Below are 23462 nucleotides of genomic sequence, written 5' to 3'. Positions count from 1 at the left end.
TTAAGTCGAACAAACAACCGTCCTATGCGTCCCCTCAAATGGTTTTCGCCTATCGAATTTCTTAATAATAGTGTCCAATATGATTGACAAACCTACATTTTTATATATTTTATTGTAAATTCGCAACGCTTCATATCATCAAAAAAGTGAGTCTTTGAAGCCTGACTTTTGTATAAAAAGTCCTTGGACATATGAAAAAATATATGGTATAATAATTATAACAATGAGCAGCGACAGCGTAAGTCCGATTGTATTCGGACCTGCGCTGTTTTTTTATGCGCAAAAAACGGGAGGTAATAAAATATGAGCGAAAAAGCTCTGAAAGAAAACAAGATGGGCGTTATGCCCATGCCGAAACTCATGCTGAGCATGGGTCTGCCTATGATAATTTCAATGATAGTTCAGGCTTTTTACAATATCGTTGACAGCTATTTCGTAAGCAGGATAACAGATGATACAGTTGAGCACATAGGCGAATATGCCGTAAACGCCCTAACCCTTGCATACCCTGTCCAGCTTTTGATAATCGCTGTAGGCGTAGGCACAGGCGTTGGAATAAATGCCTTGCTCTCCAGAAGCCTTGGAGAAAAGAATTTTGAGCGTGCAGGCAAAATAGCAGGCAACGCCATTTTCATAGGTCTTTGCACCTACATCGTGTTCATGCTGTTCGGATTTTTCGGCACTGACGCATTTTTGAAAACACAGACCCATGATAGTCTTGCTCTAAAGCTTGGGGGCGAATATCTAGGCATATGCTGTGTGTTGTCATTCGGTGCAGTAGGTTCAATGATATTTGAAAAGCTTTTGCAGGCGACAGGCAAAACTATCCATTCCACCATTGCTCAGCTTGTAGGCGCAATAGCCAACATCGTCCTTGACCCTGTTTTGATTTTCGGGCTTGGCCCTTTCCCAGAGCTTGGAGTAAAAGGTGCCGCATATGCCACTGTCATCGGTCAGGTACTCACAATGGTCATAGGCGGCGTGCTTCATTTTGTGTGCAACAAAGAGATACCAAGCGGCATGAGGTATTTTATACCCCAGCGCAAAATGATAACAAACATTTATAGAATAGGCGTTCCTGCCATAATAATACAGGCTCTTATGTCCGTCATGACCTACGGTCTTAATGTCATACTCAACAGGATAGGTCAATCCGCCGTAACAGCCTATGGTATCTATTATAAAATACAGCAGTTCGTATTCTTTGCGTCATTCGGCATGAACAATACTATCATTCCGGTTGTATCATACAACTACGGCAAAGGGGACAAAACAAGAGTTCGTTCAGGCATAAAATACGGTATGCTCTACACGTTGGGACTCATGCTCCTTGGCATTATAGGCTTGCAGCTTTTTGCTTCTCAGATATGCCATGTATTCTCACTGTCAGCGGATACGGAGATATTCGCCACCTACGCCATAAGGATAATCACTTTAGGCTATCTTTTTGCAGGTGCAAACATAGCCTATCAGGGAATTTTTCAGGCACTCGACCATGGCATAGCTTCCCTTGTGCTTTTCCTTATCAGACTTTTAGTTATCCCTCTCCCCACGGCTTATCTTCTCACCCTTACCTCCTCAGCAGGCAAGATAGTATGGGCAGCCGTTCCGTTCGGCGAGCTTGTAGGCACTGTCGCCGCCATTGTGATAATGGGCAGGATAAAACGTGAGATAAAGCTCAAAGACTAAAACACTGCCCTTGATTATTATTCCAAAAGGTGCTATAATAGCATTGGTGATAATAATGAAAAGGAAAATACTTGTAGGCCTGCTTACCGCCGTTATCTTTTTGGCTTGCGCCCTTGTGATAAATATAACCCCAAAGGTGGAGAAAGGTTCAGTTGTGCTGACCTGTGACGGAAGCAAATATGAGCTTCCCGGCACTGAAAAGACACGATACTGCAATGGCAAGAGCGAGAGCCTTTCCGCTGAAAAGAGCTTTGAAGATCTGCTCTCCTCCGTACCGTCATTTAATGTAAAGGCAGATGTAGATAAGGACGGCAATGTTACCCTTAAAACCCCTATGTCCGTAGAAGTCACAGGGGACAGGCTCGGTGACGTGCTTTACACTGTCTACAGCTATGACGGAAAGGTGCTTGCCAAGGAGTCCAAAAAGCTGGAGCTTCCAAAAGAGGATATTGACGGCTGTCTTGTGAAAATAAAAATTACATGGGGCAAGAAAGACACAAGCTATCTTGAAGAAGATTACTGGTTTGCCGCAATGTACAATACCGAAAGATAACAAAAAACGTCGGACGAATTGAAACGCCCGACGTTTTATTTTTAACAAACCTGAAATCCTATTATGCCCACCATACAAATAACGCTGCCGATAAATCTCAGCTTTGTGATAGGCTCTTTTCTTATGAGCGCTATAACAAACAGCGAACACAGTATCATAGGCTGGATAAATGACGCACTCGCAAGGCTCACAGCAATAACAGCGTTCTCCGCAAGCAGACCTGCCACATTCGGAATCTTTGTAAGCACAACCACCCATGCGCCCTTTTGATTTTTCTTGAATATCTCCAAAGGCTTCGCCCTTGGCAGAAGTATGATAGCCATAAGTATAAGCGCAAAGAACAGCGCCATGGTTGAGGATATGTAATTCTCCGACGCTCTTACAACTATGCCGTAGCCGTATCTTGCCAAAAGATAGAACACCAGAGGAACAACTATCCTGCGGTAATTTATATTGCCGCTGTCCGTTCTGCCTGATTTTGCGATAAAAACAAGTCCTGCAACAGTAAGCACGATAAAAAGGAACTTGAAAATGCTCGGCTTTTCACCAAGGAAAATATCCGTTGCATAGGACATGAAAAGGGTGATACCAAGCCAAGCCTTAAGCTCAAAGGCTGATATTTCATCAAGGATAATAGCCGAAAGCTTAAATTCAAGGATCTTCGACAAGCACAGCAGACCTATCGCCGCAAATGACTGCCAGCTAAGCGTAATAGTCCTGTCGAGGAAAGGCAGACAGCAAGCCATGAAAACAGCCGTTGCCGCCGCCATTAAGAATCCAAGCTCATCGCCGTTGAATTTTGCCGTTGAAACAGCGTACTTGTCACTAAGGGAACATATCGTGTAGCATACAACTACAAGTATAAGCAAAAACATTATTTTTCTTCTTCCTTACTCTATGATTTTCTAAGACATATTTTTTCCCAAAAGCACGAAATTACGGGCGAACACTGTTCGCCCCTACATTAAATGATAATTCTATCAGCCCTTTTTATTTTTCACAAGCCTAACGACCGCAAGAATACCAAGTATCACTGAGAACAGAGTAGCAATGGCTAGACATATCCAGCTTGCATACTGACTTTGTATAAATTCGTTCTGCGATTGGCTTCCTATAAGGGTATCTACCCCCGATTGCGAGCCTAACGCTGAGAACAGTATTATAAATGCCATTCTCACATTCATTACGCAGGCTATAACGCTGTAAATATGCACTATACCCTGAAAAAGACACACTCCGCAGTCGTCCTTTACATAGCTTTTCACTCCAAGCACCGCACATACCACCGACACTGCCGTGTAGATAATGAACGCCGCAAAAAGCACTATCGTTGGCACTTTTGCTCCCTCGGTTTTCACTATCATGCTCATAAGCCCAGCCATACACCCCATGAACACAGCCGCTGCCGCAAGTCCTGCAACAGACCATTTTCTGTATAAAAGCTCTGACTTTTTTATCTGCTCTTTCTTTATCTGCTTAGGCATTTTCTTCCTCCGCCTTCTTGCTTTCAAGCTCCTCTTCGGATATCTTGAAGCGTATCCTGTCTATTTTCTGCTCGTCCTCCATTTTCACTGTCATCTCAAAAGGCGGACAGCTTATAACTTCATTCTGCTCAGGTAGTCTGTCAAGCATATCCATTATCCAGCCACCGAGAGATGTTCTTTCGGTTTCGATAGTGTCCTCCGGCAGTCCTATCCTGTCAAGAAAATCCGATACCGAAAGCTCCGCCGACGCTTCGTAAACACCGTCGCTTATTTTCACAAGGGAGGTATCCTCCTCGTCGCTTTCATCATAGATCTCGCCCACAAGCTCCTCTATGATATCCTCAAGGGTACAAATGCCCTCCGTACCGCCGTATTGGTCGAGCACCACCGCCATATGCACCTTTTTGCGCTGCATTTGCTTCAGGATCTCAGAGATCTTGCGGTTTTCGGTTATGTAAAGTGGCTTGTTCATTATAAGGCTTATGTCCGTCTTGCCCTTGAGATACATTTCAAAAAAGTCAGACTGGTGGATAAGTCCCACAATGTGGTCTAAGTCCTTGTCATACACGGGAAGCCTTGAAAACTTTGTCTGCACAAAGCGTTTTTTTATGCTCTCCATATCCTCATGAAGCTCAACACCCTCGATATTTACTCTCGGAACAAGTATCTCGCTTATGGTTATCTCGTCAAAATCAAGTGCCGAACGCACAAGCTCCGACTCCTGCTCTTCAAGTACACCCTCGTCCTGAATCTCGTCTATGATATATTTAAGTTCTTCCTCAGTAACAGACGGCTCGCTGTTCTTGTTGCCCACAAGCTTTGTAACACCGCTTTTTATGCCCATAAAAATAGCCGTTATAGGCGTGATGATGAACATGAATGCGGAAAGCGGAGCCGCCATAAGAATAGAAAACCTCTCGGAATTTTCCTTTGCAAGGCTCTTAGGCAAGATCTCACCAAAAATAAGCACAAGCACCGTCATGACTACAGTAGCAAGACCCACGCTTCCCTTTCCGAACTTCTCCGTAAAAAGCACCGTTGCAAGTGAAGATGAAGAAATGTTCACAACATTGTTTCCCACAAGTATAGCGGTGAGTGCCTTATCAAAATTATCGCATATGTTCATTGCCTTCTTTGCAGACTTGTTTCCGTCGTCTGCAAGTTTTTTAAGCCTTATCCTGTTGCATGAAGAAAATGCTGTCTCCGTTGCAGAACAAATAGCAGACAGCATAAGAAGCACAGCGATGATAACAACTTTCATAAAATAAAATTATCCTTTCAGGTCAGAATATAAATTTGCTGCCCTAGTTATAAAAATAGCACTAAAGGCAGTCATGAAAACTGACTACATATAGTTATCATAACATATTTTTTAACCAATTGCAACAGTATTGTTGAAAAAACGATGTAAAAGAGTTATAATATTCTTTGTGTTCATAATATTCATATGCACAAAAGGAGATAACAGAAATGGCAAAGAAAGATAAAGACATTTTCGACAAAATAATGGACTGGAAGATATTCGGCTGGTTCAGACCCTTTTACGTCAAAAACAAGGAAATGCTTTTGTATCTGTTTTTCGGCGTACTCACCACCGCAGTCAGCTTTGTGACCGCAGGCATCTCAAAAGTACTTTTGGAGCAAGCAGGCATAGGCAAGGGCGGTGTTTCCACCACAAGCACCGTAATATCATGGATATGTGCAGTAACATTCGCATACATAACCAACAGGATATGGGTTTTCGAGTCTGAAGCAGAGGGCAAAAAGGCGATAATCTCCGAAGCGGCTTCATTTTATGGCGGCAGGATATTCACTCTTCTCGTAGAAATGTTCATGATGTGGCTCGGCTACTCACTTCTCAGCTTCAACTATTGGATAACAAAGATAGTGGCAAACGTTGTTGTGCTGATACTTAACTATGTCATCAGCAAGCTTGTGGTCTTCAGAAAGAAATAAGCATACAAAAAAAGCTGTCAGATCTGACAGCTTTTTATTTTGCCCCAGTTGCCACGTTGCAACCGACTAATCTCTGTACATAAGCGTGACCGCCATGCCGTTTATCACGCCCACTACAACTCCGCACACAATGAAAAACACCTTGATAGGCAGGTCAAGCAGAAGCGAGATAAGCCCGAACACGATAACGAACGCCATTGCTCCGCCTATCTGCACAAGAAACTTTCTTTTCACAAGCACAGGAAAACGCTCAGCAAGCTTTGCGGTCTTGTTACCCTTGCGGTCAATTATCCTGTAAATAAGCTGAGTCAGTGCCATTGGTATTCCGATAAATAAAATTGCTGTTATAAGTTTGTCCATTTTAAATTCCTCCATTTTTCACTTAAATTATAGCTTTTTTGTATCAAAAAAGGCTGCCCAAGACGCAGTTCGTCCGTGGGCAGCCTCATTGCTGCATATAAAATTTCTTTTATCAACAATTAAAGAACTCTTACGCCAACAACGCCCTCGATAGACTTGAAAGCGTCAGCGTCAACGTCGCCTGTAACATCGAGCATTGTGTAAGCCCAGTCTTTCTTAGACTTGTTTACAAGGTTCTCGATATTTGCGCCCTTGTCAGATACAACAGATGTGATCTGTGCAATAAGTGCAGGAACGTTCTTGTGAAGCACGCAAACAAGGTGGTCGCCTGTTTTAGCAAGCTCTGCATTAGGGAAGTTTACAGAATTCTTGATAGTTCCCTTCTCGATATAGTCGATAAGCTCGTGAGCCGCCATTGTTGCGCAGTTGTCCTCAGACTCAGGTGTGGAAGCGCCAAGGTGTGGCAGAACGATAACGTTCTCCTCGCCAAGAACAACATCATCTGCAAAGTCTGTTACATACTTTGCAACCTTGCCGTCCTTGATAGCCTTTACAACAGCCGCACTGTTGATAAGCTCGCCTCTTGCAAGGTTGATAAGACGAACGCCGTCCTTCATCATTGCTATCTGAGCTTCGTCGATAGTGTTCTTTGTGTCAGGTGTATAAGGAACGTGGATAGTGATATAGTCACTGTTCTTGTAAATATCGTTGATATCAGCAGTTACCTTTACAGCAGGATCAAGCTGGATAGCTGCGTTTACAGAAAGGAATGGGTCATAGCCGATAACGTCCATGCCAAGTGCAACGGCTGCGTTTGCGATCTTTCCGCCGATAGCACCAAGACCGATTACACCAAGAGTCTTGCCCAATATCTCAGGACCTGCAAACTTAGACTTGCCGCCCTCAACTGTCTTTGGAGCGTCAAGTGTGCCCTTGAGTGATGCAGCCCATGCAGCAGCCTCAGTTATCTTTCTTGAAGAAAGAAGAAGCGCACAAATAGCAAGTTCCTTAACAGCGTTTGAGTTTGCGCCAGGTGTGTTAAATACAACGATTCCCTGCTCTGCGCACTTCTCAACTGGGATATTGTTTACGCCAGCACCTGCTCTTGCAATAGCAAGCAGGCTCTCAGGCATTTCCATATCGTGCATCTTTGCTGAACGTACCATTATAGCGGTAGGATTTTCAGCATTGTCGCTTACTGTGTACTTAGCCTTGTCGAAAATATCTGTACCGCAAGCGGCGATCTTATTCAAAGTCAATATGTTGTACATTAAACTAACCTCTTTCATCTATTTAAGTGATAATTCTTACAAACAGGCAAAGAACAAGTATTACAGCGAAAAGAACGAGAACAACTTTGCCTTTTGACTTACTTCTTTCATTAAGCTTATCACGCCAATCGTCCGGATTGTTTTTGATCAAATCAGCAGTGCTTATCATATGAAGCAATCGATGAAGCATTGAAATTTCACCTCGATCAAATCTGATTAAGCGTTTTCAGCCTCGAACTTCTTCATGAACTCAACAAGCTTTTCAACGCCCTCGATAGGCATTGCGTTGTAGATAGAAGCTCTCATACCGCCAACAGTTCTGTGACCCTTGAGGTTTACAAAGCCTGCTGCTGTAGCCTCAGCAACGAACTTCTTGTCAAGCTCAGCGTCGCCTGTTACGAATGGAACGTTCATAAGAGATCTGTCCTCAGGAACAACAGTGCCCTTGAAGAGCTTGCTCTGGTCAAGATAATCATAGAGTATCTTAGCCTTCTTCTCGTTGTGAGCCTTCATAGCCTCAAGACCGCCCATTTTCTTTATCCACTTGAATACCTTGCCGCAGATGTAGATGCCATAGCAAGGAGGTGTATTGTAAAGAGAGTCAGCGTCAGCCTGAGTTTTCCACTTGAGCATTGTAGGTGTTCCCTCGAGAACATCGTCAGTGATAAGATCTTCTCTGATGATAGCGATAACAACGCCGGCAGGGCCAACGTTCTTCTGAACGCCGCCGTAAATAACACCGTACTTTGTTACGTCAACAGGCTCAGACAAGAAGCAGGAAGAAACGTCTGCAACAAGTGTGTGACCCTTTGTGTTAGGCAGAGTCTTGTACTTTGTACCATAGATAGTATTGTTTTCGCAGATATAAACATAGTCAGCGTCCTCAGGAATATCGAGATCTGAACAATCAGGGATATAAGAGAAAGTCTTGTCAGCAGAAGAAGCCACAGCAACAGCCTCGCCGTATTTCTGAGCCTCCTGATAAGCCTTCTTAGCCCACTGACCTGTGATTATGTAAGCCGCTTTCTTGTTCTTCATAAGGTTCATAGGAACGGCTGAGAACTGCTGAGAAGCACCGCCCTGAAGGAACAGCACCTTATAGTTATCAGGGATACCCATAAGATCTCTGATGTCCTTTTCAGCTTCCTTGATGATGTCATCGAACGCCTTGGAACGGTGGCTCATCTCCATTACGCTCATACCTGTGCCCTTATAATCGAGCATTTCATCGGCAGCTTCCTTAAGCACTTCCTCAGGGAGTACAGCAGGACCTGCGCTGAAGTTATATACTCTACCCATTGTTAAACCCTCCATATAAATTAGTTTCTTAGTTTCATTATTTATAAAGACTATAAATATATAAATTAATAATAATATTATATGCCTTTTATAAAAAAAAGTCAAGGGCTGTCATATAAAAATACTCACTCGTCATAAGTTTTTGTACATATCAGCACATAAAACAGCCCTGAAAACGTGCATTTTTTCACCTTACCTATGCCGTTATATATAATAAGCACTGAAAAGCATGAAAAATCAGAATAATACTAAAGCGTTAAAAAGAGGTTAAAATTTTTGGTATTCCTTGAAATCTCCATATTTGTGTAGTATAATGTAATCAATAAAATGCGACAGTTGTAAAAAAATCGGGGAACAATTGTCACTCTCAGGGAAAGAGGATATATATGCAAAAGATATTTTATGTTTCAAGAAATGAGGACAAAGCCCATGATGGAAAAGCCCCGGATATGGACAGATTTCAGCGAGTTGAAAAGCTCAACAGTCTGATCGCGGCAGGCTGGGCTATAAAGGAAATGAAAAGCGAAAACAACAGCACATTCTTTGTGCTTGAGAAAGCAGACTAGACTTAAAATGGACGATATCGAGCCGTATCCTGTCAATAACACAGACACGTTGTTTTGTAGGGGACGGCGCCCTCGACGTCCCGCCCACTCACCAGCTTTTTCAACAAATTTATAGGACGGCAGCCCCACCGTCCTTTTTTTGTGCAGATAAATTTTGCGAAAACGTTTTATGGGTATTGCATTTCAGAGAGAAATATTGTATAATTAATGTAATCGTTTTAATGAACACAAATGATACTATACATATTATAAAGGAGTAAAAAAATATGGCTTATGTAATCGGCGTAGACTGCGGCACAAGTGGCACTAAGACGGTGCTTTTTGACGAAAAGGGCACTGTTATTTCTTCTGTAACTATTGAATATCCTATGTATCAGCCTAAAAATGGCTATGCAGAACAGGACCCTGCTGACTGGGCAAACGCAATGATAAACACTATCAAGGCTGTTATGACCAAAAGCGGCGTAAATAAAGAGGACGTTGCAGGTGTTGGTATCTCTGGACAGATGCACGGACTTGTTATGCTGGATAAGGACAACAACGTGCTTAGAAAGTCCATAATATGGTGCGATCAGAGAACTGCCGCAGAAGTTGAAGAAATGAACGAAAAGCTAGGCAGAGAAAAGCTCATCAAGATAACAGCAAACCCTGCCCTCACAGGCTGGACGGCTGCGAAAATCCTTTGGGTAAAGAACAACGAGCCTGATATATATGAAAAGTGCAGACACATTCTTCTTCCAAAGGACTATCTGAGATTTATCCTCACAGGCGAATATGCAACAGAGGTTTCCGACGCAAGCGGTATGCAGCTTCTTGACGTGCCAAACCGCTGCTGGTCAAAGGAAGTCTGCGATACGCTTGGCATTGATATGTCAATGCTGGGCAAGGTGTACGAGTCATGCGAGGTAACAGGCAAGGTCACAAAGAAAATGGCTGAGCTTACAGGACTTAAAGAGGGTACTATAGTAGTAGGCGGAGCAGGCGACAATGCCGCTGCGGCTATCGGAACAGGCGTTGCAGAGGACGGTAAGGCGTTCACAACTATCGGAACATCAGGCGTCGTATTTGCACACACTTCTTCTATCTCTATCGACCCAAAGGGCAGAGTTCACACCTGCTGTGCAGCAGTACCGAACGCATGGCACGTTATGGGTGTTACACAAGGCGCAGGACTTTCGCTGAAATGGTTCAGGGATAATTTCTGCAATGCAGAGAAAGAAACAGCAAAGTGCATGGGCGTTGACGAATATTATCTCATGGATAAGGAAGCAGAGAAAGTGCCTGTTGGTGCAAACAGACTTCTCTATCTGCCATATCTCATGGGCGAAAGAACACCGCATCTTGACCCTGACGCAAGAGGAGTATTCTTCGGACTTTCCGCAATGCACACTAAGCGTGATATGCTGAGAGCAGTAATGGAGGGCGTATCATACTCCCTGAGAGATTGTGTTGAGGTATTCAGAGAAATGGATATCAACGTATCCGACATGATGGCATGCGGAGGCGGCGGAAGCTCACCGCTGTGGAGATCAATGCTCGCAGATCTTTACAACTGCCCTGTAAAAACAGCTTCATCGAAAGAAGGTCCAGCCCTTGGCGTAGCACTTCTTGCAGCAACAGGCGCAGGCATTTACTCATCAGTACCGGAAGCTTGTAAGGCAGTAGTAAAGACCGACAAGGTACAGCAGCCTGAAGCAGAGCGAGCACCTGAGTATGAGAAATACTACAAGCTTTACACAGAGATCTATCCTGCACTGAAAGCAGAATTTGCAAAGCTTGCGAAGATGTAATATAAAACCAAAAGCTCCGATTTGCCGTCGGAGCTTTTTTTGTGTTAGAATATTTCGACAACTAAAAAATGGCTCTCCACAATAGCGGAAAGCCGTTTTTACATATTGGTCGGAGTGACCTGATTTGAACAGGCGACCTCTACCACCCCAAGCCCACGCACGAAGTGCGCAGGGCGTTTTTTATGTCCGAAGCATTAAATGTTGAGGGTGCAGGGCGCACAAAGCTGTGCTGTGCGCCTTGCCTGCCCCCTGCCTGAGTGGCGGTCGCCAAAGTTTTGAACGCAGTGAAAAACTTTGTGTGACATCGCCACGCGCCCACCTCTGGGGTGCAGGTCTGCACACTGTCGCAAGGCTGTGCGTTCCCTTTGTTCTGATTGTGTCATATCGGAGCTACAAACAAGCACCGCTTCTCAACTTTAATCCGTAGTGGTCAGCACTTTGTATTCTCGCCGATAGGCGACACTCAGAAGTCTTGATAGTCATTCGGCTCTGTGTAGTCCTCTTGCTCCTGTCGGTCTACGTCATTGCTGTCATTGAGGTATTTCAGCTCGTCAAGTATGTCCTCTTGTTGGTCGGATATGTTTTGCAGTAGCTTGATTATGGTGTCTTGTCCTCTGTCCTGATGTGATTGTCTTATGGATATGTTGAAAACACAAATAATTAAAGCAATAACAATTACTAGCCAAATTATATTCAACCCTATGAATATTGCTGTTGCTGTTTCTGCGTTTTGAAATAATTCCTCTAGCATGATTACCCCTCTTTATCCTGATTAATTTTTATTATTATCTGTCCTATTTTCACAAGCGTTTCATTTTGCTGTTTCAATAGTTCCGCTTGCTCCTTGTTCCTCTTTGAAAGATCATTAACAGTTTTGCAAAGGTCAAGAAATTTGCAGATTAGATAAATAATAAGCAAAAAGATTAACGCATCTATGATAATTCGTCCTATAAGTATATATGCTAAAGTCTTGTCTAAACCTAACATTTATTTCTCCTTAATTTTTACAACAGCGCTATTATTGTTCTGCTGTGTTATATTGTATTTACTGTTGCTGTCGGCTTTATAGCCTATTCCTCTTTTATCATTCGTAAGTCCTGCTATATAATCAATACTCACTTTATAAAATTTTGCTAACTGTATAACTTTTTCAAATGGGATAGGATATTCACCTGTTTCCCACCTACTATATTGCTTTTGAGAAGTGTCAAGAATTTTCGCTATCATGCTTTGATTTAGTTCCATATCCTCTCTTAAATCTCTAAGTCTTTGATAATAATTAATAAAAATCACCTCACTTATTTGTTTATTCATACAAATTATATCATAGTACATAATTGTTCTATTGACAATAGTACAAAAATGGGGTATATTATATATGCTGGTAGTACATTATTGTACTAAGTACTTGAACATAAAGATAACTACGATTAAATCGGTGAATGACGACAGCCTGAAACGGAAAAGTCTCGAATGGTAGGTAGTAGCCGTGAACGTGTGCATAATAGGTAGCACTCTATGAAACTTTCTTAGAGTTTTGGCACTAAAGAAGCCACCGGGTAAGCATCTGTTTATCTTATGTTTATTATCACAAATTTAAAGGCACGAGGAAAAGCCGAAAAACCTCAGAAAGGAAAAAACATGAAAACAACTATTGTAGGCTGGACAAAAAAGAAAGCATTTAACGGAGTAATAGAGGGCAAGCAGATAAACAGCCCCGAAAAGGTAGTATTTCAGCTTCTGCAGGAAGTTGATAACCCCGATTGTCACGGAAAAATGGTCGATACGCTGAAAATTCCGACCGAAAATGCAATCAGACTTAACGGAAATTCTGAGGATTTCAATAAGCTTCTCGGCTGTGATGTAATGCTGAACTATCAGATTTTTAACGGACGTTCTCAGCTTGTTGATATCACCGTTATCAATGCAGACGGAACACTTCACCGCAACACAAAATAATTAGCGGTGAAACCGCTGTTATAAAAATTTAATAAGAAAGGAGTTTTGCTAATAATGGAAGCTGTAACAACAATGCTTAGTAATGCCGTTACTGTTTTTGGTTCTTGTTGGGACGCTATGACAAGCAACGTACCTATTGCAATTCTTGTAGGTCTGTCTCTTCTCGGCTCAGGTGCAGGACTTTTCGCAAAGTTCAGACACGCTGTATAAGCAAAACCATTTACATAAGCGGAGTAATTCAAATTGCTCCGCTTAATTTTTTTGAAAGGAAGTTGATAAATTGAGAAATAAGATTAAGCAAGTGTTGTGTATGTTCTCTGCACTTGTTGTGATGATATGCTGTGCCGTTCCTGCATTCGCTGATGACGTTAGCAGTGTCGTTTCGTCTAGTAACGTTAATCGTGAGAAACGATTTTCACAAATGATTGACTATGCAAAAAATAACAATATTGATATTGAAAATTCTCATTATATTATGACATATTCTGAGGATAGTTCACAATATTATTGGTGGTATTACATTTTCTTTATTCCTGATGATATTTTGGTTAATGATACATTAATTCTTACACATGGTCGCTATTCATCATCTTTTACTATTTCTTTTATTAATGCTCGTGTTTCTAACTATGGTAACTCTGACATAGATGTTTTAGAATATCGTGCTAATGTTGATGTATCTTCTTTTTCTTTATATGTTGATGATGATGAACAATCACATTCTTATCCTAATCACATCTTTAAATCTAATATTAAAATAACTAACAACGGCGATGATATAACACCTACTGACCCTAACGCTGTTCCTGCTCCGTTTACTGTGACATATACCCCCGAACTTTCATTGAATATGCAAAATAAAATTTATTATCCGTCAAAAGGCGGTGCTAATGCTGATGAAAATGGACTTGTAGCGGCTGAAAATAATAATATAAACCTTGATATAAAGCTTACACCTGAGTTTTTAAAAACGTTCAATGAAAAAGACTTAGGAAAATCTTACGGCTCTGGTACTTATGCCGTTTTATGTTGTCTTTCAAAAAATCTTCTTAACGCTGGTGATGATTTGCAACGTTTCTTTGATGAAGATGTTGTGCTTTATGCAATGAACCATGACGGTAATTACTACAAGGGTCAAGATGATGAAAAAATTAAGTCTGACGGCTCTTCTTCTGACGATTTGAATAGTAATGATACTGTTGATACTTTTGAGCCGTATTTAACATTATATCAAGGCCGAACACCTATTTATACTATTCCTCGTGACGGCAAGCTTACTGTATCTTTTGACCTCACTTCTATTGATTATAAAACACATGGTCTTACTGATGATAGCAAGCTTTATGTTAATGTTATCGGTGTATTTGTAAAGAATAACGGTCATGTTACTCCTCAGAATGGTGAAAAAACAGAAGATACAAATTCTTCAACGTGGCTCGGCTCGTATGCCTATCAAGAAGATTTTACAAACCTTAAGACGTGTGAGAAGATTGATGATTTTGTAAGGTCCGTTGATGAAGAAACAGGCAAGCCCGAAACATTCAAGGCTTATCGTGTTTATTCTGTTATTTCAGATTCTTTCTCTTATGAGAAGTTTCCTGATTATGTACCAAAAGTATATAAAGATAAGGACGGAAATACTTATAATCCCTCGACTACAAAGCTCAAAGACTTGTGTAATATACCGCCTTCAAAGGTTACTGACGTTGACCTTGCCAAAGGTTCAGACGGTGTTATAAATGATGGTTCATATATGCAACCTGATGATTATAACAAGTATCTTGATAAAAAGAAAATTAATGCTAATTTTGGCTCTGTTGATTTCACGGATATAAAATCTATATTTAGTACAACGGGCACATATTGGGACTTTCTTACCGCCGCACTTTCTTGCTTGCCCTCATGGTTTTATGCTGTGTTTTCTGCATGGTTTGTGCTGTTCTTAGCTATTGCGCTTATCAAGCTTGTTATACCTTCGTGAGGTGAATTATGGATATAATACATGGTATTGAATTAGTTTTTAAATTTCTGATGAACTGTATGTCTTATACGTTTCCATTTGGGAAATACAGCTTTACTCTCGGTTCGGCTATTATAGGTGGTATGCTTTTATCAATCAGCTTGACGTTATTATATTTTATGCTTAGAAAGTAGGTTTATTATGTTAGTAAATATTGTTTTAGTTGTCCTCGTTGCTCTTATGGTCTTTTCTCTTGTATGGCTCGTTAGGAGGTAGAAAAATGCTTAACTTGGTTTTGTTTATACTCGTTATCTGCTTTATGGTTTGTACTATAAGCGGTGTTATAGGTTTCTTCACTGACCTTAGAAACTTTAAAGCTGAACATGAATTCAGCGGAAACAGAAAACAGCTTATTGAATATCTTATGTTCGGTGAAGATGTTGAAATAAAAGCCGTTCCTGCGGTTGAAACTAATGATAGTGAGGTGAGTGATGATGAAAGTACACATAGTGTTTGATGAAAACAATCCATTTTTTCAGCTTTTGAAGTTAATGGGCTGTGATCTTTCGCAAGAAGTCATGAATAGATATGACGCTTTGCTTCTCGGCATGGCTTTTATATTCGCTGTGGTTATGCTCTGTATCTTCTGCAAGTTTTTCTATAATGTGATGATACGCATGACACGTTGTGCAAGTGCTGTGTAGGTGATTTGTTATGATTATATTTGATTACATAAAACAAATACCGCCCTTTATTACCTATGAGGTGTATGACCACCTTTTCGGTGCATACTTCAATAATTCCGCTATCTTTCAAGGTTGGGGCATACACCTTTATACTGGTAAATTCGGCACTGGTAAAACGTCAACCCTCGCTCAGATAGCATATAACTATTGCGTGCGTTATCCTCAGTTGTCTATACTTACAAATATCAATCTTCAAAACTTCCCTGAGTGGACGAATATATACAAGCTTAATTCCGCACAAGATATCCTGCACGCTCCTAAAAATTGCATTGTGGTGATTGATGAGATAGGCACTATCTTCAATTCACGAGATTTTTCAGGTGGTAAAAGAGCCGTTCCTAAACCGCTTTTTCAGCACCTTTGTCAATGTAGAAAGCGCAAAATGATGATACTTGCTACAGTGCAACGCTTCAATCTGCTTGATAAGCAGATACGAGATATAACGGCTACAGTGTCAACGTGCCGTGCTACATTCCGTCACCCTTATACACGCCTTATTAAGGTCAAAACCTACGATATAGACGAGTATGAGGCATATACTGAGAATAAGTCATATATGCCGAAAAAGCTTTACAGCCGTTTGTATTTGCAGACTAATCAGAGCCGACAGCTTTATGATACTTCTCAGCTTGTAGATAATATGCTTGATAAGGAGTACATCAGCGACACGGAAATACTTGCCAATCGTGGAGTAGATGTTACAAGTGACATTATGCACGATAGAAAGACAAGCAGAAGTCTGCGAAAAAGGCGTGGCGTATAGCCACGAGCGACCGCAGGGGCGAGCGCTTGCGCCGCCCTGCGGTGCGTGTGGCTATTACTTGATATTAGCCACAAAAAGTACTCACTTTTAAAAATGAGGTGTTAAAAATGCCCCTAAAAACGTCCTCTAAAGAGGTCAAGTGTAATACAAAGATAAAGGAATATCGTGACGGCAGTTATACTATAACACGTTCTGAACGACACATTTTTAAAGACCCTGCATTTGAGTATCACTGCAAGCATGAGCATAGTATTGACGAACGTTCAAGACAAGAGCAACTTAAAAAGGCTCGTGAAAATTACATATGTTATTTTGAGTATGAGGACGAAAACGGAAACATAACGTTTGATATGCTTGACACTCGCAAGTTTAAAGATAAGCAGTCACAAAGCGGTGAAGTTCGTTCCGATAGTGTTCAAAGAGCAAAGCAAAGTATCTTTGATATTGTTTATCAGAATGATTGGAAGTACTTTCTTACTATAACATTCAGCGGTAAAGATTTTGACCGCTCCGACCCTCGGGAAGTCTTTAAGCCCTTGAAACGTTGGTTTGATAATGCTGTTCAACGTAAAGGCTTGCGTTATGTCCTTGTTCCTGAGTTTCACAAAAAAGGCGGTATACATTGTCACGCTCTTATAAACGATTGTGACTTTAAGTTCGTTGATAGTGGTACACGTCTTGTTAAGGGTCATGACAAGCCCCTTAAAATAGATACTATAAAGCGCCTGCATATATGTGATAAGCTCGGCTGTGATATATCTGATTTGCCTGTTGTATATAACGTGTCTGATTGGCGCTATGGTTTCTCAACAGCTATTCAGACTTACGGACAGATGTCTAATCTAGCTTTTTACGTCACAAAGTACATAACAAAGGACGTAAAAAAGATTTTTGGCAAGTTCTTCTGGAGTAGCAAGAACATAGTCCGCAAAACTAAAGAAATCTATTGCAATTCAGACTTTAAAGACGATTTGCCGATAGTTTCTCCCCCTCGTGCTAATGTCTTTTATCAGTATGAAAGTAGTTTCACCTTTTCAAGTCAAGTCGAAAAGAACTGCAATGATATACTTCAATATCTTAAAGAGAATGGAAATGATGATGTCCTATGATTTTTAAAGAATGGTTTGAGATGTTCTATAACGCATACTGCGTTGATGTGATAGCCTATGATTGCTATAAGGACTATTACTATATAAATCAAAAACACTTCGGTTATATAGCCGATATGGAGCTTCTGAGCGTAAAGCCTATTGATATTCAGAATTGTCTTAAATCCACCCTATCTTACAGTAATGACCGCCAAAGACGTTCATATTTCTTACTTAAACGTGTATTCCGTGAAGCTATAGTTAATGGTTATTGTGACAAAAACCCTTGCGACTATGTTAAACCTCCAAAACGTATAAAAAAAGAAGCTGAATATTTTAGCCCCGATAATCTCGTACATCTCTTTGATGATGATAGCAGCGTTTGCAGAATGTTTCAGCTTGACTTGTGGACAGGTCTCCGCCGTGGTGAACTTCTCGCCCTTAGTTGGGATAACATTGACCTTGATAATAGATATCTTAAAGTCTGTCAGACACTCGTACATACTTCATGCGGTGATAGGATTGTACAGACCACAAAATCTCGCCGTGATAGGCTTATCCCCTTGCATAGTAATGCAATAGCTATTCTTAATCAGATACGCTCTCAGGACGTCTCAAACGGCTTTCTGTTCGTTTCGCCTATAACTCATACAGTTATATCCCTTAGACGTTATAACAGGCTCTACAGAGCGTTCTATGAACAACAGAAAACAAAGTACCCTGATTTACAGTATCTCACCCCGCACAAGCTTAGACATAGCTATGCAACGTATCTTATTCAGTGTGGTGCAGATATCGAAACTCTCAGAGCATTGCTCGGACACGTTGATATAACAACTACCCAGCGTTATGTACATAGCAATTTCAACCAAATGTGCAAAGCTGTGAATAATCTCAAATTTGAATAATAAAGGATTTTTTAAAATGAAAGAGTTTAATTTTTGGTGTAAAGAAAATACCGACCATGGCGAATGTGCTGATAAGGTATGCGATTATGATAACTGTTGCTGTTATGCTCACTGTGAGGAATGTATATTTTATCTTACAGATTCCCCTTCTTGTGATAATTGTTCTGTACCTTGTTATGATGATTAATATTTGCTTGTGAAAATCTTTAGCACTATTCAACTAAAAAAAAACGGCTCTCCACAATAGCGGAAAGCCGTTTTTACATATTGGTCGGAGTGACCTGATTTGAACAGGCGACCTCTACCACCCCAAACACAAATAGAAAATTTTAGGATATAAACCGCCGTATTTTGTTTAAATATCGGCGGTTTTATTGTGCATAGAAATATTACAAAAAGTTCAGCTTGTTAGTGCGTTATTTTAACAATTTATACATTGACACGAAATATTACAAGCATTTACGCCATTTGCTTAATGTTATATAATATAACTGTAGTCAAGAGAACTACAAAAAAATATTAATTGATTTGGAGGTATGACAAGATGTATATTGTCCGTTATCATGAGGAATATAACACAATGTTTATTCGCAAGAATGAGGAATGGAAAAAGACACACTCAGAGGGCTTGCCACACCTCACGCCGCACAAATTCCGTCACACTTTCGCAAGTCTGCTTACTTCTAATGGAGCTGATGTCAAGACAGTTGCCGACCTGCTCGGGCACACAAAGCTTGACACCACAAATATTTATTTGCACTCTTATGATGATTTACGCCGTCAGGCGGTCGATAAGATACAATTAGATAATTAATTTAACAACCGCACCGAGGGCTTTTGGTCGGAGTGACCTGATTTGAACAGGCGACCTCTACCACCCCAAACACAAATAGAAAATTTTAGGATATAAACCGCCGTATTTTGTTTAAATATCGGCGGTTTTATTGTGCATAGAAATATTACAAAAAGTTCAGCTTGTTAGTGCGTTATTTTAACAATTTATACATTGACACGAAATATTACAAGCATTTACGCCATTTGCTTAATGTTATATAATATAACTGTAGTCAAGAGAACTACAAAAAAATATTAATTGATTTGGAGGTATGACAAGATGTATATTGTCAAAGGTTTTAAGAAAAACAGTGGAGTTGTTAAGGAAACTGGCAAGGAGTGGGAAAACTACACGCTTTTTTGCCTAAAGGAAAGTAAGGACGAGAAAGTGATAGGATATGAAATACATATCGCTAAAGTTTCAACAAAGGTCTTGCAGGAAACTTTTCCTAACTCTGCGGCTATCATTGATAGCCATGTAAATATTAATTATGGCGTTCGTACTTTCGGCGGTGCTGAAAAGCTTTTTGTTGAAAGTATAGACATAATCGATTAAGAAAGGAGATTAAATTATGCCTATTACTGTTCTTACAGGTGAAACAGCTTCCATTACTTCGGGAGTAACAACTATTACTGATCTTGTGTCACAGGTTTGGACACTTATGACAAGCAATCCGCTTGTTATGGTTTTTGTAGGTGCATCGCTCCTCGGCGTTGCAATTGGCGTTATCAGAAAGCTTACACATAAGTAAGCCGTATATCTCGCTTGTGCGGGGCGGTTAATCCGCTCCGCATTTTTTATTTTAGAAAGGAGAAAAAAATATGAAAATAAAACTTCGGCGGTTCGTGTCAATCCTCTCCGCTATGGTGTTAATGATATGTTGTGCCGTTCCTGCGTTTGCTGTTGATACTGTTGAAAAAAATGATTTTTCAAAAGTTAAATGGTCTGTCGTTAATAGTACTTCTGATATTCCTCATTCTTCTGATGTTATTTCTTATTATTCTGAACATTTTGACACTCTCCCTCAAAATTATGCTTTGATTTATACAAAAAACTCTTCAGGCGATGTTAATACTTCTATGATTTGGCTACCTGATGATGCGTTGATGTGTTATTATTTTACTGATAATCAGTTTCGTTATTTGTCTCATTCTGATTTTGATATTTCTCGTGTTTCTATGTATTTTTATGCAAATGGTAATAATTATAAATCTTTTTATTCATCCTTTCGCTTTGATAATTCTCCCACACCTGACTACAAATATTCGGGTATTCTTTACCATTTTGGCGTAGACGGCTTTGATATTTCTTCGGCAAAGGTTTATATACATTCAAAATTGTATGATTGGGATAATTTTGATAATAAATTAGAGCCTTCCGCCCCACCAGTTCCCTTTACTGTCGATTATTCCCCTGCTCTCTCTGAGGGCATGAGCCGCAAGGGAACTCTTGTCGCTCCGGGTGCAAGTAATGACGGACAGGAAATTGAAAGCAATGGTCTTAACGTCCGTGTCACACTAACGGACGAATTTTTAAAACTCCGTGACAGCTATGATGAACTTAAAGATTATACATATGAATTTGTATGTTATATTACTACTTCCCCGCCTGAAAAGTCGTCTTATGAAGAAAGCGTTAAAAACGCTGTTTATACTTCTTTGGACTATGGCAAATATATGTATACTACAAGCGGCGTTGTTGATGATGTTACGGACGACAATAAAGAGCCTGCAGAATGGATAAAGGCAGAGGGCATAAATGCAGGTTACATTATTGGTAAGGGTGGCTCTGTCAAGAATGTTACTATCAATCTTGAAAATCTTGATAGTTCACAGTTCACAGCCGATACAAAGCTTTATATCGTGGTATATGGTCGCTTGACCTCTCTTTCAGTTCCTACTCCTGATTACTTTGACCTTGACAATCAAGGTTATTTGTGCAATCAAGGTTCTTTGAATACAAAGCAGATTGTAACAGTAAATGCTGACCCCGAAACAGGCGAGGGAACAGACGTTGTAATGCCTGATTACTATTGTGTAACGTCAACGGCATTTAATTATAAAGATTATCCTGAATATAAGCCGAAAATCTTCAAGAATGGTGCTGAAATGGATACAAACAAGCCGTTTACTGATTACCTTGATAAGAAGTTGACTCCTGATTATATGTATGATTATGATATGGATAAAAACGGAGAAAGCGGTCTTGCTCCTGACGATTTCGAGAAGTATGAGGAACAAAAAAATCTTGATAAAAATTTCGGTTCTGTTGATTTCGGACTTGACAGCATTAAATCAGTTTTTGACGGCTCGTCCGACTTTTTCAAGTTCTTAACTGCAAGTATCGGCATTTTGCCCACAACGTTTTTAACTATCCTCATCTCTTTCTTTGTTGTCATGTTAGCAATATGCGTTGTTAAATGGGTCTTGAAATAGGGGGTGCAAAATGGATTGGTTTTCACTTATGAAGTCGCTTTTTGTTTCAATTCAACACTTAATGTGCTTGCGTATTCGTTTCGGTGAATTTAGTTTTACAGTAGGTGCAATGATTATAGGATTGTTTGTTATATCCTGCTCCGTTGCCCTGTTACGTTATCTTTTCCACAATACATAAGGAGTTGTTAAAATGGTTGCAATATTAAAATTATTCGTCCTGTCACTGATAGTAATTCTTGCTATCAGTGCAGTTCTTGGCGTGGTTGCGTTCTTTATGGACTTGCACGCCTTTAAATCTGAAAAAGACTTGTTGCTTCCTCGTAAACGGCTTATAGAAGCACTATACCAGGAACAGGAGTTAAAAAAGCAATCGGCTGAACAGCCACAGGACACGCCACAGAGCGACAATCAAGAGCCTGAGAAAGAGGGGTGGTAAATGTGTTATATGATGTTCAAAACGCCTGTTATCAGTTGCTAAAGCTCCTCGGCTGTGACTTAGCCGCTATTGACGTTATTAAAACGTGGAAACAATTCGGTGTGTTGTGCATTGAATTTGTGTTCGCTTGCTTAATGCTTTTCCTGCTTTGGAAAATGCTTTACAATGCTATGATACGCTTTTTCAATCCTCGGAGGTAGCAATGTTCTTTTTACCGCTTTATATCGCACTCACTGTCGAGTGCATAATACTTATAATATTCTTTCTGAAAGGTGATTAAATGGTTCTATTCGATTACTTTGTACGTCTGCCGTCCTTGGCGGCTTATACTGCCTATGATAAGGCTACAGCTTTATATTTTAATTGGTCGCAAATATTCAATGGTTGGGGCATACACTTATTTGTCGGTAAATTCGGAGCAGGTAAAACCTCGCTTATGGTCGCTGAAGCTTATGAACTCTGTCGCAAATATCCGCAACTTCATATCTTGACAAATATCAATATCAAAAACTTCCCCGATTATACTGAGATAATCCCCTTGAACACTGCACAAGATATCCTCAACGCCCCTAAAAACACGCTTGTACTTATTGATGAAATAGGTACTATATTCAATAGCCGTGACTTCTCGGGCGGTAAATGTGCCGTTCCTAAACCTTTATTTCAGCATTTGTGCCAATGCCGTAAACGGCGTATGATGATATATGCAACAGTGCAACGTTTCAACTTGCTTGACAAACAAATAAGAGATATCACCGCAGATGTGACCGCTTGCCATACGCACTTCAAGCACCCATTCTGCCGTATACAGACAGGTTACACCTATGATATAGAGGAATACGAACTCTATTCGGAAAATAAGGCTTATACTCCTGCTCAGATGTATAACCGCACATACTTACAAACAAATAAACGCCGTCAGCTCTACGATACATCACAGCTTGTCACAAATATGCTTGCTAAAGAGTATCTCAGTGATGAAGAAATACTCGCCAATCGTGAGGGCATAGAGCCTAACACACAGCCACTTGACCGAAAGCAAAAGAAATCTATTCGTAAGCGGAAAAATGCTTGGTAAATGAAACAACTCGCAGTGGTTGCCGTTAGGCTCACTGCGAGTTGTTGTCTTTGTTGTAATTATTGCCCTGACTAAATCTATTAATCAGTATCATATTAGTGTCTAACAAGTTCTTGTTCATCATTTCAAGTCGCTTGTTTGTTTCCTGTAATTCCTTGTAGGTCTTTTCTGTGTTGCCTGCTGTGCAGATTATCGCAACAAACAATATTATGTTGATTATGATAGCAACTATTGCTATCACAACAGCCGTTGCAACTGCTGTTTCGCTCATTTCAATTAAACCCAT

At 40.4% G+C, this 23462-nt stretch carries 30 protein-coding genes; 19 read left to right on the top strand and 11 right to left on the bottom strand.

What is annotated here, in order from left to right; genetic code table 11:
- The first annotated feature begins 303 nt into the window (after window positions 1-303).
- Both OCV57_RS06955 and OCV57_RS06950 read left to right on the top strand, forming a co-directional pair.
- Complete coding sequence (locus OCV57_RS06955; RefSeq protein WP_267300934.1) at window positions 304-1689, top strand: MATE family efflux transporter; 1386 nt, start codon at window positions 304-306, stop codon at window positions 1687-1689.
- A gap of 55 nt (window positions 1690-1744) precedes the next feature.
- Window positions 1745-2242, top strand: a complete 498-nt coding sequence (locus OCV57_RS06950; RefSeq protein WP_038672396.1) for a hypothetical protein — start codon at window positions 1745-1747, stop codon at window positions 2240-2242.
- A 41-nt stretch (window positions 2243-2283) separates the two neighbouring features.
- Here OCV57_RS06950 and OCV57_RS06945 read toward each other — a convergent pair whose 3' ends face one another.
- From OCV57_RS06945 to OCV57_RS06935, 3 genes are all read right to left on the bottom strand, one after another.
- Window positions 2284-3117: a hypothetical protein gene (locus OCV57_RS06945; RefSeq protein ID WP_038672398.1), complete on the bottom strand. Its 834-nt coding sequence runs from the start codon at window positions 3115-3117 to the stop codon at window positions 2284-2286.
- A gap of 105 nt (window positions 3118-3222) precedes the next feature.
- Window positions 3223-3726: a hypothetical protein gene (locus tag OCV57_RS06940; protein WP_267300933.1), complete on the bottom strand. Its 504-nt coding sequence runs from the start codon at window positions 3724-3726 to the stop codon at window positions 3223-3225.
- Entirely contained in the window at window positions 3719-4987 is a 1269-nt protein-coding gene (locus OCV57_RS06935) for a hemolysin family protein (RefSeq protein ID WP_267300932.1), read from the bottom strand. The genes OCV57_RS06940 and OCV57_RS06935 overlap by 8 nt, the downstream gene beginning before the upstream one ends.
- Window positions 4988-5196: 209 nt before the next feature.
- Here OCV57_RS06935 and OCV57_RS06930 point away from each other — a divergent pair, with 209 nt between their 5' ends.
- A complete protein-coding gene (locus OCV57_RS06930) occupies window positions 5197-5682 on the top strand; it encodes a GtrA family protein (RefSeq protein ID WP_267300931.1) in 486 nt (161 codons plus the stop codon).
- A gap of 66 nt (window positions 5683-5748) precedes the next feature.
- Here OCV57_RS06930 and OCV57_RS06925 read toward each other — a convergent pair whose 3' ends face one another.
- The 4 genes from OCV57_RS06925 to serC all read right to left on the bottom strand — a co-directional run bounded on the left by OCV57_RS06925 (window position 5749) and on the right by serC (window position 8612).
- Window positions 5749-6042: a hypothetical protein gene (locus tag OCV57_RS06925; RefSeq protein ID WP_117859496.1), complete on the bottom strand. Its 294-nt coding sequence runs from the start codon at window positions 6040-6042 to the stop codon at window positions 5749-5751.
- A gap of 119 nt (window positions 6043-6161) precedes the next feature.
- Window positions 6162-7313, bottom strand: a complete 1152-nt coding sequence (locus tag OCV57_RS06920; protein WP_267300930.1) for a 3-phosphoglycerate dehydrogenase family protein — start codon at window positions 7311-7313, stop codon at window positions 6162-6164.
- A gap of 22 nt (window positions 7314-7335) precedes the next feature.
- The gene (locus OCV57_RS06915) at window positions 7336-7503 is read right to left on the bottom strand and encodes a hypothetical protein (RefSeq protein ID WP_022288560.1); all 168 of its coding nucleotides are present in this window, start codon (window positions 7501-7503) and stop codon (window positions 7336-7338) included.
- A gap of 26 nt (window positions 7504-7529) precedes the next feature.
- Window positions 7530-8612 carry a 3-phosphoserine/phosphohydroxythreonine transaminase gene (serC, locus tag OCV57_RS06910; RefSeq protein ID WP_117859494.1) on the bottom strand — a complete coding sequence of 361 codons (1083 nt, stop codon included), beginning with the start codon at window positions 8610-8612 and terminating at the stop codon, window positions 7530-7532.
- A gap of 386 nt (window positions 8613-8998) precedes the next feature.
- On the opposite strand from serC, the gene OCV57_RS06905 reads away from it, so the two are divergent.
- Window positions 8999-9178, top strand: a complete 180-nt coding sequence (locus OCV57_RS06905) for a hypothetical protein (protein WP_022288558.1) — start codon at window positions 8999-9001, stop codon at window positions 9176-9178.
- A 266-nt stretch (window positions 9179-9444) separates the two neighbouring features.
- Window positions 9445-10968, top strand: coding sequence for a xylulokinase (xylB, locus tag OCV57_RS06900; RefSeq protein WP_267300929.1), 1524 nt, complete (start codon window positions 9445-9447; stop codon window positions 10966-10968).
- Between the two features lie 463 nt (window positions 10969-11431).
- Here xylB and OCV57_RS06895 read toward each other — a convergent pair whose 3' ends face one another.
- From OCV57_RS06895 to OCV57_RS06885, 3 genes are read right to left on the bottom strand one after another with little or no spacing between them, the layout of a single operon-like run.
- On the bottom strand, window positions 11432-11719 hold the full coding sequence (locus tag OCV57_RS06895) for a hypothetical protein (protein WP_267300928.1): 288 nt from the start codon (window positions 11717-11719) through the stop codon (window positions 11432-11434).
- Between the two features lie 2 nt (window positions 11720-11721).
- On the bottom strand, window positions 11722-11955 hold the full coding sequence (locus tag OCV57_RS06890; RefSeq protein WP_267300927.1) for a hypothetical protein: 234 nt from the start codon (window positions 11953-11955) through the stop codon (window positions 11722-11724).
- A complete protein-coding gene (locus tag OCV57_RS06885; protein WP_317245173.1) occupies window positions 11956-12282 on the bottom strand; it encodes a helix-turn-helix domain-containing protein in 327 nt (108 codons plus the stop codon). It lies immediately after the preceding gene.
- 327 nt (window positions 12283-12609) lie between these two features.
- Here OCV57_RS06885 and OCV57_RS06880 point away from each other — a divergent pair, with 327 nt between their 5' ends.
- The 14 genes from OCV57_RS06880 to OCV57_RS06815 all read left to right on the top strand — a co-directional run bounded on the left by OCV57_RS06880 (window position 12610) and on the right by OCV57_RS06815 (window position 23176).
- Entirely contained in the window at window positions 12610-12927 is a 318-nt protein-coding gene (locus tag OCV57_RS06880) for a hypothetical protein (RefSeq protein WP_117859490.1), read from the top strand.
- 54 nt (window positions 12928-12981) lie between these two features.
- Window positions 12982-13137 (top strand): hypothetical protein, encoded by a 156-nt coding sequence (locus OCV57_RS06875; protein WP_181979762.1) that lies wholly within the window; start codon window positions 12982-12984, stop codon window positions 13135-13137.
- A 70-nt stretch (window positions 13138-13207) separates the two neighbouring features.
- A complete protein-coding gene (locus tag OCV57_RS06870; protein ID WP_267300926.1) occupies window positions 13208-14908 on the top strand; it encodes a hypothetical protein in 1701 nt (566 codons plus the stop codon).
- A gap of 259 nt (window positions 14909-15167) precedes the next feature.
- Window positions 15168-15404, top strand: coding sequence for a hypothetical protein (locus OCV57_RS06865; protein ID WP_117863322.1), 237 nt, complete (start codon window positions 15168-15170; stop codon window positions 15402-15404).
- Window positions 15379-15591 carry a hypothetical protein gene (locus OCV57_RS06860; protein WP_147340718.1) on the top strand — a complete coding sequence of 71 codons (213 nt, stop codon included), beginning with the start codon at window positions 15379-15381 and terminating at the stop codon, window positions 15589-15591. Before OCV57_RS06865 ends, OCV57_RS06860 begins: the two co-directional genes overlap by 26 nt.
- A gap of 10 nt (window positions 15592-15601) precedes the next feature.
- Entirely contained in the window at window positions 15602-16396 is a 795-nt protein-coding gene (locus tag OCV57_RS06855) for a zonular occludens toxin domain-containing protein (RefSeq protein ID WP_117863324.1), read from the top strand.
- 107 nt (window positions 16397-16503) lie between these two features.
- Entirely contained in the window at window positions 16504-17505 is a 1002-nt protein-coding gene (locus tag OCV57_RS06850) for a rolling circle replication-associated protein (RefSeq protein ID WP_267300925.1), read from the top strand.
- The gene (locus tag OCV57_RS14260) at window positions 17502-18392 is read left to right on the top strand and encodes a site-specific integrase (RefSeq protein ID WP_317245168.1); all 891 of its coding nucleotides are present in this window, start codon (window positions 17502-17504) and stop codon (window positions 18390-18392) included. The genes OCV57_RS06850 and OCV57_RS14260 overlap by 4 nt, the downstream gene beginning before the upstream one ends.
- A gap of 544 nt (window positions 18393-18936) precedes the next feature.
- Window positions 18937-19206 carry a tyrosine-type recombinase/integrase gene (locus OCV57_RS06840; protein WP_267300924.1) on the top strand — a complete coding sequence of 90 codons (270 nt, stop codon included), beginning with the start codon at window positions 18937-18939 and terminating at the stop codon, window positions 19204-19206.
- Window positions 19207-19506: 300 nt separating this feature from the next.
- On the top strand, window positions 19507-19782 hold the full coding sequence (locus tag OCV57_RS06835; RefSeq protein WP_267300922.1) for a hypothetical protein: 276 nt from the start codon (window positions 19507-19509) through the stop codon (window positions 19780-19782).
- 16 nt (window positions 19783-19798) lie between these two features.
- Window positions 19799-19978: a hypothetical protein gene (locus tag OCV57_RS06830; protein WP_265290587.1), complete on the top strand. Its 180-nt coding sequence runs from the start codon at window positions 19799-19801 to the stop codon at window positions 19976-19978.
- 70 nt (window positions 19979-20048) lie between these two features.
- Entirely contained in the window at window positions 20049-21662 is a 1614-nt protein-coding gene (locus OCV57_RS06825) for a hypothetical protein (RefSeq protein WP_265290586.1), read from the top strand.
- A gap of 190 nt (window positions 21663-21852) precedes the next feature.
- Window positions 21853-22098: a hypothetical protein gene (locus OCV57_RS06820; protein ID WP_265290585.1), complete on the top strand. Its 246-nt coding sequence runs from the start codon at window positions 21853-21855 to the stop codon at window positions 22096-22098.
- Between the two features lie 280 nt (window positions 22099-22378).
- Window positions 22379-23176 carry a zonular occludens toxin domain-containing protein gene (locus tag OCV57_RS06815; protein ID WP_265290584.1) on the top strand — a complete coding sequence of 266 codons (798 nt, stop codon included), beginning with the start codon at window positions 22379-22381 and terminating at the stop codon, window positions 23174-23176.
- A 31-nt stretch (window positions 23177-23207) separates the two neighbouring features.
- On the opposite strand, the gene OCV57_RS06810 is transcribed toward OCV57_RS06815, so the two are convergent.
- Window positions 23208-23462, bottom strand: coding sequence for a hypothetical protein (locus tag OCV57_RS06810; RefSeq protein ID WP_265290583.1), 255 nt, complete (start codon window positions 23460-23462; stop codon window positions 23208-23210).

It is taken from the genome of Hominimerdicola aceti (genome assembly GCF_025567495.1).
In the GTDB taxonomy this organism is placed as follows: domain Bacteria; phylum Bacillota; class Clostridia; order Oscillospirales; family Ruminococcaceae; genus Hominimerdicola; species Hominimerdicola aceti.
Note: the sequence above shows the minus strand (reverse complement) of the source record. Positions and strands in the feature narration are given on the sequence as shown.